Below are 12,621 nucleotides of genomic sequence, written 5' to 3'. Positions count from 1 at the left end.
TGAAAGACAAATGGAACGTTTACAGAAAGTAATTGCACATGCCGGCGTCGCTTCAAGACGAAAGGCTGAAGAATTAATTAAAGAAGGACGAGTTACCGTTAATGGTCAAACAGTGACAGAGCTCGGAGTGAAGGTGGGCTCTTCAGATAAAATTGAAGTCAATGGCTTAAAGCTTGAAAGAGAAGAACCGGTTTACTTTATGCTTTATAAACCGCGCGGCGTCATTTCTGCTGCCGAGGATGATAAAGGACGTAAGGTCGTCACAGATTTTTTTGATGATATCCCGCAGCGCCTTTATCCAATCGGCCGGTTAGATTATGATACGAGCGGTTTGATTTTGATTACAAATGATGGGGAATTTGCCCATAAGCTCATGCACCCGAAATACGAAATTGATAAAACGTATGCAGCGAAGCTAAAAGGCATACCATCAAAGGAACTGCTTAGAAAGCTAGAAAAAGGAATCATGTTAGATCATAAAAAAACAGCACCTGCCCGTGCGAAAATGCTTTCTATTGATAAACGAAAGCAAACTTGTATTGTCCAATTAACCATTCATGAAGGCAGAAACAGACAAGTACGCCGCATGTTTGAAGCGATCGGCCATGATGTGTTAAAGCTAAAAAGGGAGCAATATTCGTTCCTTCATATTGAAGGTATGAGACCAGGAGACCGCAGAGAATTGTCTCCACATGAAGTAAAGCGCCTGAGAGCAATTGCCGATCATGGGAAAAGCGCTTTTTAATTTTCACATAAACTTCAAAAAATGAAGAAGCATCAAAAGAAGGAGAATGCTATAATTTACCTGAATGTCTATGGGGAAGGGGTACTTCAGATGAAAAAAAGACGGTTTTTCATACGGACGGGCATTCTCCTCGTGATGCTTGCTGCACTTTGTTATACAATGTATAACTCAGTATTTGCCAAACAGGATCGAGTCAAAGAAGGATCTATTGCGCCAAACTTTGTCCTTCAATCTGTGGATGGGGATCGGATTGAGTTAAAGGACTTAAAAGGCAAAGGTGTCTTTCTTAATTTTTGGGGTACATGGTGCGGTCCGTGTAAACAAGAATTTCCTTATATGGCGAATCAATATGAAGTGTTCAAGGATCGCGGTGTGGAAATTGTTGCAGTCAATGTTGCGGAATCCAAGATTGCCGTGAAAAATTTTATGGAATCCTATGGCGTGAATTTTCCTGTTGCCTTGGACAAAGATCGTCAAGTGACAGAGGCATATGATATTACGCCGCTGCCAACCACATTTTTAATTAATCCTGAAGGCAAGGTAATCAAAGTCATAAAGGGAACGATGACAGAACGTAATGTCTATGAATATATGAATTTGATTAAACCAAAGGGGTCATAGAATGAAAGAGGTAAAGTGCGAGTGTGGACATATTAATCCAATCGGTACTGTTCTATGTGAATCATGCGGGAATCCCATTGCGGCTAAAGAGAAAAACTCTTCGAAGCTGCTTGATATGAGATATGACGGCAGTGCAAGACGCTCGCAAACATACAACAAAACGATTGTTGATAAAGTATGGAACTTTTTTTCTTCCGTTAAGGTGGGTGTGTGGCTGATTGTCATTACACTGCTCGCTTCTTCGCTTGGAACGATTTTTCCGCAGGAGCGATTTATTCCGCCAGGTGCATCTGCTTCCACGTATTATGAAGAGCAATATGGATCGTTTGGCAAGCTGTATTATACACTTGGATTCCATGATCTTTATAATTCTTGGTGGTTTTTAGCTCTTGTCGCATCAATCGGAATCTCTCTTGTCATTTGCAGTCTCGACCGCGTTATTCCTCTTTATCGAGCACTCAAAAACCAAGGGGTTATCAAAAAAGAAGGCTTTATGAGAAGACAGCGTCTGTTCAGCGAGACAGGCAAAACATTAGATCAGCATACATATGAAGGCATCATTAGAGCAATGAAACAAAAGCGTTACCGCGTGCGAGAAGAAAATGGGTATATTTTAGCCGAAAAAGGACGTTTTTCACGCTGGGGACCTTACGTCAATCACATTGGATTAATCATCTTTCTCATTGGATCAATGCTCCGGTTCGTCCCGGGCATGTACGTAGACGAAACGCTGTGGGTCAGAGAAGGTGAAACTGCACCGATTCCAGGTACGGATGGTCAATATTTCTTGAAAAATAATGCGTTTTCAATTGATCGTTATGAAACTGGAAATGAAAAAGAAGTGTTTGAGAATGCCATTGAAAAAGCTGGCGACGGTCAAGTGGTGAAAAGCTATAAAACGGATGCCATCTTATACAAACGTGAAGGAGAAGTTGTATTTGGTGAAAAGCCCAAGCTGAAGCAGGTCACAGAACACGATATCAAAGTGAATGAACCGCTCAAGTTTGACAATTTCTCATTGTATCAAGTGGATTTTAAACAAAATGAACTCGATCAAATGGTCTTTCAGCTGATTCGTAAAGATACAGAAAAATCTTTCGGTACAGTGAAGATTAATCTGCTGGAGCCTAAGTCGGAATATGATCTTGGTAGCGGTTACAAAGTCAAAGTGATGAGCTATCTGCCTGATTTTTATTTTGACGATGATGGAACACCAAGTACGAAAACAAGGAATCCCAATAATCCTGCTTTTGTGTTTGAAATGATTTCTCCTGAAAAACCTAAAGGTGAAAAAAGCTTTGTCGCCATTCAAGAGACAGTAGAGGGTTCTGATAACAATCTATATAAAATGAAGTTTGATCGGGTTGAAACGAAAAACGTCACAGGGTTAACTGTTAGAAAAGATTTAACACTAGGGGTGCTTATTGTAGGCGGAATCATTTTCATGATTGGTGTCGTGCAGGGGATGTATTGGCAGCATAGAAGAATCTGGCTGTCGGCAAAGGATGGAAAAGTATTGGTGGCAGGACATACAAACAAAAACTGGTTCGGCTTAAAGTCCGATCTTAACGTGTTACTGAGCGGCAGTGGCATCAAACAGCCAGTTGATCAAAAAGAGCTGCCTGATACAACAAGTATCAGCAAAAGCAAGGGGGAAGGATTAGATGGCGGCAGTCAGTGAAAATCTGTTATTTGCAGCTTTTCTATTTTATTTAGCGGCAGTTCCTTTTTTTGGTGGTGCCATTAAAGGAAAAAAGAAAGAAGATGGACCGCGCAGGAATAAGGCGGCACTCATTGGCATTACGCTTACTATCATCGGTTTTTTGAGCCAGTTGGGCTATTTTATTTCAAGATGGATTGCATCTGGTCATGCACCAGTCAGTAATTTGTTTGAATTCACTACGGCTTTTGGCATGATGCTGGTGCTTGCATTCATCATTTTATATTTTGTGTATCAAGTGTCTGTACTTGGTTTATTCACACTTCCAATCGCTTTATTGATTATTGCCTATGCAAGTATGTTCCCATCAGATATTTCACCGCTGATTCCTTCACTTCAAAGTAATTGGCTTTATATTCACGTGACAACAGCAGCACTTGGTCAAGCCATTTTAGCCATCAGCTTTGTGGCAGGTGTCATCTTTCTATTAAAGCATGTGGATCAAACAAAGCCAGGAAAGAAGACGTTTGGTTTAGAGCTTGTCATGTTTATGATTGTGGTGACACTTGCATTTATCGCTGTCACGTCTATCTTTAGAATGACAGGATATGAAGCGACATTTAATTGGATCGATAAAAATAAAGAAAAAAGTGTGATGGTCTATGAGCTGCCAGCTCTTGTCGGACCTCATAAAGGGGAGCTTGTGACGGAAGATCGTTTGGAGCCGTTTGTTGAGCTGCCGCCTGTTTTTTCAGGCAGAAAGGTCAATACAGTGTTATGGTCATTTAGCGTAGGGCTGATTATATACGGACTCATTCGATTGATCATTCGAAAACGACTGAGCGCACTGCTTCAACCGCTAGTGAAACAGGTGAACCTAGATTTAGTCGATGAAATTGGGTATCGGGCTGTTTCGATTGGTTTCCCTGTATTTGCATTAGGCGGGCTGATCTTTGCCATGATCTGGGCGCAAATTGCATGGACTAGGTTTTGGGGCTGGGACCCGAAGGAAGTATGGGCATTGATTACGTTTCTCTTTTATGCAGCCTATCTTCATCTTCGCTTGTCGCGAGGGTGGCATGGTGAAAAGTCCGCTTGGCTTGCTGTGATCGGCTTCGCCATTATTATGTTTAATCTCATCTTTGTCAATCTTGTCATTGCGGGGCTTCATTCCTACGCATAATTACAAGGAAAAGGCCAACTTTTATGATTCAATTCGGCTTTTTGTTAAAATGAATGTAACAACGGAGAAAGCAGGAGGACTGTCTAATGGAACACACAACTCAAACGAAAATATTAGTCGTAGATGATGAGGCAAGAATTCGCCGCCTTTTAAAAATGTATTTAGAACGTGAAAATTATGAAATCGATGAAGCGGAAAATGGTGATGAGGCGATTCAAAAAGGGCTTCAAACCGATTACGACCTCATTTTGCTCGATTTAATGATGCCTGGTACAGATGGAATCGAAGTGTGTAATCAAATTCGAGACAAAAAAGCGACTCCAATCATTATGCTGACGGCAAAAGGAGAAGAGGCCAACCGCGTTCAAGGATTTGAGGCAGGAACGGATGACTATATCGTCAAACCTTTCAGCCCGCGTGAAGTTGTTTTACGTGTGAAGGCATTGCTCAGAAGATCGTCTCAAACGTCTTATCTTAATACTGGGACAACAACAAAAGATGTTCTTGTGTTTTCTCATCTTTCTATTGACCATGATGCCCATAGGGTGACGGCTGATGGCAAAGAAGTCAGCCTCACGCCGAAGGAATATGAGCTTTTATATTTCCTTGCAAAAACACCGGATAAGGTTTATGACAGAGAAAAACTGTTAAAAGAAGTATGGCAATATGAGTTCTTTGGAGACTTACGAACAGTCGATACCCATGTCAAACGACTTCGTGAAAAACTGAATAAAGTGTCACCAGAAGCAGCGAAAAAAATCGTAACTGTATGGGGTGTCGGATACAAATTTGAGGTCGGCGCTGAATGAAACTGTGGAAAAGTGTTGTAGGAAAGCTATGGTTAACCATTCTTTTCCTCGTCCTGATCGTTTTATCTATTTTAACTGTGCTTCTTTTAGAGTTCATTGAGAATTATCATGTAGAAGAAGCAAAATCTGATTTAACACAAATGGCGAACAAAGTAGCGGTCATTTTAGAAAGCCATGAGGATCAATCGCTTGCAAGATCGATAACATCAGAACTCGCTGACAAATTGACGAGTATTGCGATCATCCAAGAGGACGGGCTAGAGTGGTATTCGTCTGAAAAAGGCGGGAAGCTTCCTGCGATTACAAAGAAACAAATTGAAGCGGACAGCGATTTAAACCAAGCACTGAAAGATCGTAAAAAAATCAGTAAACGTGCAGAACCTGATGCAGGCAATCAAAAAGATGAACGAATTGTAGTCGGTGTTCCATATGAGGCGAACGGAAAAAAAGGCATGGTCTTTCTTTCTCAGTCACTCCTCGCTGTAGAACAAACAACGAAACATACGACGCGATACATCTTCTTAGCCGCTGGAATTGCGATTGTACTGACCACTATATTCGCTTTCTTCTTGTCAACACGTGTCACCTATCCTCTTAGAAAGATGAGAGAGGGTGCACAAGATTTGGCGAAGGGGAAATTTGATACAAAGATTCCTATTTTAACGCAAGATGAGATTGGAGAACTGGCGATCGCCTTTAATCAAATGGGGAAGCAGCTTAAATTCCATATCACCGCCTTAAATCAAGAAAAAGAACATTTGTCTAATATTTTAAGCAGTATGGCTGATGGCGTCATCACGATCAATATTGATGGAACGATCTTGATGACAAATCCTCCTGCAGAACGATTTTTGCAGGCGTGGTATTATGAGCAAAATATGAAGATCAAAGATGGAGATGAACTGCCGCCAGAAGCGCGCGAGCTATTTCATACAGCTGTCAGCACAGAAAAGGAGCAAATGATCGAAGTTACGCTGCAAGGGCGTACGTGGGTTCTTCTTATGTCTCCGCTTTATAATCAGCAGGATGTCAGAGGAGCAGTTGCAGTCCTTCGTGATATGACGGAGGAACGAAGACTTGATAAACTGAGAAAAGACTTCATTGCCAATGTCAGTCATGAACTTCGTACACCAATTGCCATGCTGCAAGGGTACAGTGAGGCGATTGTAGATGATATTGCAGGATCAGAAGAGGAAAAGAAAGAGATTGCGCAAATTATCTACGATGAATCACTTCGAATGGGACGACTTGTAAATGATCTTCTAGATCTAGCGAGAATGGAAGCAGGTCATATTACACTGAATCTTGAATCAACAGATACGGAAGAGCTGACTGAGAAGATCTACCGCAAGTTTCTAGGGATTGCGAAAGAAAAACAAATCGATCTTACGTATAATATTCAAGTGGATGAACCGTACTTTGTATTCGATCCAGATAAGATTGAGCAAGTGTTTACGAATCTCATTGATAATGCCATTCGTCATACACCAGAGGGCGGAGAGGTTCACTTTTCGGTTCAATCGGTGGAAAACGGGCTGAAAATGGATGTGAAAGATTCGGGAAGCGGAATTCCAGAAGAGGATCTGCCCTTTATTTTCGAGCGCTTCTATAAAGCTGATAAAGCAAGAACAAGAGGACGTTCTGGTACTGGGCTTGGCCTTGCGATTGTGAAGAACATCGTCGAAGCGCATCAAGGCTCTATACATGCTCACAGCAAAACGGGTGCAGGTACACACTTCACCTTCTATATTCCGAGAAAAAAGCAGGAACTCGTCTAATCTTGACGAAGAATCTTGTTACATGAGAAACACTTCTTTTCGAAAGAAAATGAAGTGTTTTTTCTATTTTGAAATTTTTAAGGAGAAGTTAAACAAAAAGCCCTTTCCAAACTGTCGAACTTGTAATATATTTGTCATAAAGTTGTAATGTAACGTTTTATAAGAGTCACTCGACAAAAATAAGTGAACGGAGGGGTTTCCTATGCATGAAACCTTTCAAAAAATATATGATTCGTACCATCAAGATTTGTACCAGTTTTTATTTTATATGGTTAAAGATAAAAATCAGGCAGAGGATCTCGTGCAGGAGGTTTACATTCGGGTACTTCACTCATATAAAACTTTTGAAGGAAGAAGCAGCGAGAAAACATGGCTGTTTTCAATTGCAAGGCATGTGGCGATTGACTGGTTTCGCAAACAGCAAACCATTAGACAACGGGTGCTCGGCACGTTTGATTGGGATAAGCAGGATGTAAAAGATCCAGACTTACTCCCAGACGAACTAGCTGTACAGGATGAAAATACAAAAGAAATTTATGCCGCACTTGATCACTGTACGATTGATCAAAGAGCTGTCATCATTTTAAGGTTTATCCAGGGCTACTCAATCATGGAGACGGCAAAGGCGCTAAAGTTCTCGGAAAGCAAAGTCAAAACAACGCAGCACCGAGGCCTGAAAGTGCTCCGAAAACATATGGAGCTTTTGAAGGAGGAGCTAGTGAATGAAAACGAACAGGTCCGATTGGAGCGAAGAACGAATCAAGGTGTTACTAAGTCAGCTTCCAAAAGTGGAGGACAACCGTTCATCTAAGCAGATATACCAGCAGATGCTGATGGCAAGCGGGAAGAAAAAGAAAAGTGTCAGATGGATCGGTCCAGCGGTGGCAACCGTTGTGGTTTTATTTATGGCGTTTTTAATTTCTCCTCATTTATTTCAGCCGGCAGCTCAAGAACAGCATCAACAGATGAAAATGGAATCAAGTGCTGACAAAGGACAGGCGAATGCCACATTAGAGCCGGTCAAACAAGCAAATGGTACCGCGCACGTTGTTTCTCATGAAGACAAGCAAAAGTATATGACGGTTGCATACATAGATGAATCAACATCTCAAGTGGTTCCCATTAGTATTGAAAAAGAAAATGAACATGACCATTTGCAGGAAATGATGAACACATATGAACAGGTGCAGTTGCCTGAAATGACAAAGCCGCTTCAATCTTATCTTGAGATGGTGGACCTTCGTGAAAAAGGGAATACACTTGTCTTTCAGTTAAAAAATGATTTGTCCCTTGATACGATAAAGGAAGCCAATCGGTTTAAAGATATGGTAAAAGAAACGCTTAAATGGAGCAGGTATAAGCAAGTGGAGGTCAAATCTGTCAAAGGCTCTCAGCTTCAATTAGGGGCAAGGGGAAGCATCGGCAGGGTATCGATTGATAAACAAACAAAGCAAGCTTATTACGTATTAGAAAATAAGAGCGGGACTTTTTTGGTGCCCTCAAAAACGCATTATTCTTCTTATGAAGAGGCGGTAGAGGCCATGAAACGGTCGAGTGATTCTGGGCTCGAACCATTAATTAAAGAAGAATCCATTAAAGAAGTGACATCAAAAGGTAAGCATGTGACCATCACGTTTGGAGCATCAGCAAAATTATCGGACTCAATTGATCATATTCTACTCATTGAAGGTCTGCTGCTCACAGCGAAAGATTTTGGTTTTACAGATGTCACCATCCAATATGCAGGAACAGATCAAGTAGGACCTTATGAATTAAACGAACCAATAGAGGTACCGGCTCTGCCGAATCCAGTTGTCATCAAAGATCGTTAAAGGACGCAAGTAAGTCATTGCGTTCTTTTTTAATGTATAGAAAATAGCCTTCTTGCTGTATACTAAGCTGTCATGAAAAGAACCTCAAAGAAGGGGAGTCACTGATGAAAAGGTATTGCTTCATAGGTGCAAGCTGTTTTTTGTTCTTCATCTTAGCACCATTTGCCCATGCGCAGCAGACAAACGAATGGGTGGAGCCAGTGAAAGGAGAAGTCACTGACTTGTTTGGGACAAGGGGCGGCTCGCATAAGGGATTAGATATAGCTGCGCCAGAAGGAGAATCCATTTTTGCTGCAAGTGAAGGTGTGGTTACGCGTTCGTATGTATCGGCTACATATGGAGAGGTTGTGTTTATTCAGCATCCAAACGGATACGAAACCGTCTATGCTCATTTACACGAGCGTTTTGTGAAAAAGGGTGACCAAGTACAAGCAGGAGAGCCAATTGGCATCATTGGCAACACAGGAGCCTCTAGAGGCACTCATTTGCATTTTGAGGTACATCGTGGCAATTGGTCAGTCAGCAAAGAGGATGCGATAGATCCGCTCAAAATGATTGCAGAGGAACGTTTCAAAGAGCCAGCTCTTCATGTAAATGGACATGAAAAAAATACATATGTCATTCAAAAAGGGGACACTCTTTGGTCAATAGCAAAGGCGCATGAAATGACTGTGGAACAATTGAAAAAGATCAATGAGCTGACCACTCACCTCATTCGAACAGGAGACCGGTTAATGGTTTCAAAAAAATAAACCTCATGCTTTTGCATGAGGTTTATCACTGTTTTTAAAGGTCAATCAGGCGGACAGAAAGAATATCCTGTACTTCCGTTAATTTTTTCACAATTTCATCCTCTAGATGCTTATCGAAAGAAAGCATCATAATGGCTTCGCCGCCTTTTTCTTTACGTCCTACCTGCATTGTTGCGATGTTGACATCGTGGTCGCCTAAAATCTGTCCAACCTTTCCAATCACACCAGGTGCATCTGTATGCTGGATGTAGACAAGGTGTCCATCTGGATAAAAATCAATATTAAATCCATTAATAGAAACAACGCGTTCCCCTAGATGCGGGATGTAAGTCGCTTTTAGAGTAAAGGTTGAAAGATCACCTTTGACTTCAATAGAAATACTGTTTTCGTAACCAGATTCGCTGGAAGAAATTTTCTCACTAAAGCTAATGCCGCGTTCTTTTGCGACCATTCCAGCATTTACTTCATTCACAGTCGAATCAACGCGCTCTTTTAAAAAGCCTGAGAGGAGACTTTTTGTGATAAAAGATGTTTCGAGTTTTGAAATAGAGCCTTCATAAGAAATGCCTACTTCTTTTACAGGTTCTCTCATTGATTGAGAGACAAGACGTCCAAGTTTTCCTGCAAACTGATGATAAGGCTGAATCTTTTTGAATTCGTCTTTTGTCATCGCTGGTAGATTAATAGATGACATGACAGGAAGACCTTTTGCAAATTGAAGGACTTCTTCAGATACTTGCGCTGCTACATTTAATTGTGCTTCTTTTGTAGAGGCACCAAGATGCGGAGTTGCAATGACGTGTGGATGATCCACAAGCGGATTATCAGTTGGAGGTTCTACCTCGAATACATCGAGTGCAGCTCCTGCGACATGGCCGCTTTCAAGTGCCTCAAGAAGGTCAGCTTCGTCAATAATGCCGCCGCGTGCACAGTTTACAAGGCGAACTCCTTTTTTCGTTTTTGCAATCGTTTCTTTATTGAGAAGTCCTCTTGTTTCTTTTGTTAATGGCGTATGTACAGTAATGATATCTGATACTTCGAGTACTTCATCGAGTGATTTCGCATTGACGCCAATTTTTTCTGCACGTTCCTTTGTGAGAAATGGGTCAAACACGTTGACTGTCATGCCAAACGCTCTTGCACGCTGGGCGATTTCACTTCCGATTCTGCCTAAGCCGACAATCCCAAGAGATTTTCCGTAAAGCTCAGCACCAACATATGCACCTCTGTTCCATTCTTTTGATTTGACAGAAATATTGGCTTGCGGAATATGACGCATAAGTGATGAAATCATGGCGAACGTATGCTCAGCTGTCGAGATCGTATTACCGTTTGGTGCATTGATCACAATGACGCCATGCTTGGTTGCTTCATCAATGTCAATATTGTCTACTCCTACACCGGCACGGCCGACAATTTTTAATGAAGTCATTTTTTCATAAAGCTCTTTCGTTACTTTCGTGGCACTTCTGACAAGTAAGGCATCAAACGTGTGTAATTCATCTTCTGCTTCTGCTACATTTTTTTGGACAATTTCAACAAAATCTGATTCTAAAAGTGGTAGAAGACCATCATTGCTCATCTTATCTGAGACTAATACTCGAAACATCGTAAGATTTCCTCCTAAAATAAACGTCATAAATATCTGATAATTTACCATATTCCTTTTCACTGTGTCAATCAAATTAAAGCAGTAAAGTAAAAAAGAAAACACGAACATTTCTTTGTGTCTTTATAAAGAATGAACACCTTTAAACAAAAGATAACCAATTTTTGCGCATTTGTCATTAGAATTTTTGTGTTTTTTACGATTTCTTAAAACTGATGAATTTGCTCAGGATTTTTATCTGTACAAATGCTCATATATCATATATAATGATGTCGAATTGAATAATGATCAATCTTCGGGGCAGGGTGTAATTCCCTACCGGCGGTGATGAGCATAGTCTCTAAGCCCGCGAGCCTTTTTGGCAGGATTCGGTGTGATTCCGAAGCCGACAGTATAGTCTGGATGGGAGAAGATGGAGGTTCATAAACGTTGAAAACATTGATGTTTACACGTTTATTTGTCTAGCCCAATTTCCCCGCTCCTGTTTTCAAGGGCGGTTTTTTTGTGGCTAAAATGGAACAATCCTCTTTTCGAAAGATTTGATCGAAAAGGAGAGAGAATATTGAATCAAAGTAAAGTAAAGCGTTTAGTCGTTACCAGTATGCTCAGCAGTATTTCGTTTGTATTAATTTTATTGGATTTCCCTTTCCCGGGTCTTCCAGCGTATTTGAAAATTGATTTCAGTGATATCCCGGCGATTATTGCAATTTTAATTTATGGACCGGGTGCAGGTATTGCTGTTGAGGCATTAAAAAATGTACTGCATTACCTCATTCAAGGCAGTATGTCCGGCGTTCCAGTTGGGCAAGTCGCGAACTTCATTGCAGGCACATTATTTATCTTGCCAGTCGCCTTTATGTTCAAAAAAATAAAATCAGCAAAAGGGATGGCATGGTCTATGATCGCGGGTACATTGCTTATGACTGTGATGATGAGCATTTTAAATTACTTCTTATTCCTGCCAGCTTACACATGGTTCTTAAACGCGCCAGAACTATCCGATCATGCGCTCAAGACGACCATTACAGCAGGGATCTTACCATTTAACTTTATTAAAGGCATCATCCTTACCATCGTGTTTAGCCTCATTTTTGTGAAAATGCGTCCATGGTTTGAAAATAAACGCCGACTTCAAAATAGTTAATATAAAAAAAGCCCCTGCATAAGGGGCTTTTATACTATTCATGCTTAAGTGGGTCACCCTCGAAAGATTCGTCCGCAACTTTGATTGAATCCGTTGGACATCCTTCAAATGCATCAAGCATATCTTCTTCGAGTACTTCTGGAACTTCTACAGTTCCTTGGTTGTCATCAAGCGTAACAAATGCAATGCCTTCATCATCATAATCATAAATGTCTGGAGCAGCTGCACCGCATGCGCCGCAAGCAATACATGTGTCTTTGTCTACAATTGTATATTTTGCCATGTTAAAAAAATACCTCCCAGATTGTTCGATGGAACAAATGGTCTAACCTTTTTAGTTTCACCGATAAAAAACAATTTCCTCAAACCTTATTGTAATGATTTTAATTTCACATTTCAACTGTAAAGTGATTGAGAATGCTTATCACATAAGGGTTTGTTCATAACTTTCCCCCACAAATTGAGTTTAAACATTTCTTCTTCTATGA

12 protein-coding genes and 1 riboswitch are annotated in these 12,621 nt (G+C 40.9%); of the genes, 10 read left to right on the top strand and 2 right to left on the bottom strand.

The annotated features are described in order from the left end of the window. Positions 1–10 precede the first annotated feature (10 nt). From rluB to AMR95_RS07285, 9 genes are all read left to right on the top strand, one after another. Positions 11–745 (top strand): 23S rRNA pseudouridine(2605) synthase RluB, encoded by a 735-nt coding sequence (gene rluB, locus AMR95_RS07325; RefSeq protein ID WP_058837974.1) that lies wholly within the window; start codon positions 11–13, stop codon positions 743–745. 90 nt (positions 746–835) lie between these two features. Beyond that, positions 836–1,366: a thiol-disulfide oxidoreductase ResA gene (resA, locus tag AMR95_RS07320; protein ID WP_039179621.1), complete on the top strand. Its 531-nt coding sequence runs from the start codon at positions 836–838 to the stop codon at positions 1,364–1,366. Between the two features lies 1 nt (position 1,367). Further along, positions 1,368–3,047 carry a cytochrome c biogenesis protein ResB gene (gene resB, locus AMR95_RS07315; RefSeq protein WP_058837973.1) on the top strand — a complete coding sequence of 560 codons (1,680 nt, stop codon included), beginning with the start codon at positions 1,368–1,370 and terminating at the stop codon, positions 3,045–3,047. Beyond that, the gene (gene ccsB / locus AMR95_RS07310; protein ID WP_039179613.1) at positions 3,031–4,209 is read left to right on the top strand and encodes a c-type cytochrome biogenesis protein CcsB; all 1,179 of its coding nucleotides are present in this window, start codon (positions 3,031–3,033) and stop codon (positions 4,207–4,209) included. The genes resB and ccsB overlap by 17 nt, the downstream gene beginning before the upstream one ends. Before the next feature lie 86 nt (positions 4,210–4,295). Continuing rightward, positions 4,296–5,018, top strand: coding sequence for a response regulator transcription factor (locus AMR95_RS07305; protein WP_003215596.1), 723 nt, complete (start codon positions 4,296–4,298; stop codon positions 5,016–5,018). Beyond that, positions 5,015–6,796, top strand: a complete 1,782-nt coding sequence (locus AMR95_RS07300; RefSeq protein ID WP_058837972.1) for an ATP-binding protein — start codon at positions 5,015–5,017, stop codon at positions 6,794–6,796. The genes AMR95_RS07305 and AMR95_RS07300 overlap by 4 nt, the downstream gene beginning before the upstream one ends. Before the next feature lie 202 nt (positions 6,797–6,998). Next, on the top strand, positions 6,999–7,607 hold the full coding sequence (sigX, locus tag AMR95_RS07295; protein ID WP_039179611.1) for an RNA polymerase sigma factor SigX: 609 nt from the start codon (positions 6,999–7,001) through the stop codon (positions 7,605–7,607). Beyond that, a complete protein-coding gene (locus AMR95_RS07290) occupies positions 7,519–8,628 on the top strand; it encodes a hypothetical protein (protein ID WP_058837971.1) in 1,110 nt (369 codons plus the stop codon). Before sigX ends, AMR95_RS07290 begins: the two co-directional genes overlap by 89 nt. A 104-nt stretch (positions 8,629–8,732) precedes the next feature. Beyond that, positions 8,733–9,380 carry a M23 family metallopeptidase gene (locus tag AMR95_RS07285; RefSeq protein ID WP_058837970.1) on the top strand — a complete coding sequence of 216 codons (648 nt, stop codon included), beginning with the start codon at positions 8,733–8,735 and terminating at the stop codon, positions 9,378–9,380. A 34-nt stretch (positions 9,381–9,414) separates the two neighbouring features. Here the strand turns inward: AMR95_RS07285 and serA are convergent, their stop codons facing one another. Then, a complete protein-coding gene (gene serA, locus AMR95_RS07280) occupies positions 9,415–10,989 on the bottom strand; it encodes a phosphoglycerate dehydrogenase (protein WP_024422834.1) in 1,575 nt (524 codons plus the stop codon). Positions 10,990–11,276: 287 nt separating this feature from the next. Further along, positions 11,277–11,407, top strand: a riboswitch (FMN riboswitch). 144 nt (positions 11,408–11,551) lie between these two features. Here serA and AMR95_RS07275 point away from each other — a divergent pair. Further along, positions 11,552–12,133, top strand: coding sequence for an ECF transporter S component (locus tag AMR95_RS07275; protein ID WP_081258390.1), 582 nt, complete (start codon positions 11,552–11,554; stop codon positions 12,131–12,133). 34 nt (positions 12,134–12,167) lie between these two features. On the opposite strand, the gene AMR95_RS07270 is transcribed toward AMR95_RS07275, so the two are convergent. Beyond that, on the bottom strand, positions 12,168–12,416 hold the full coding sequence (locus tag AMR95_RS07270) for a ferredoxin (protein WP_003215700.1): 249 nt from the start codon (positions 12,414–12,416) through the stop codon (positions 12,168–12,170). Positions 12,417–12,621: the final 205 nt, after the last annotated feature.

The sequence above is a fragment of the Bacillus sp. G1(2015b) genome, assembly GCF_001482475.1.
In the GTDB taxonomy this organism is placed as follows: Bacteria; Bacillota; Bacilli; order Bacillales; family Bacillaceae; genus Bacillus; species Bacillus safensis.
Note: the sequence above shows the minus strand (reverse complement) of the source record. Positions and strands in the feature narration are given on the sequence as shown.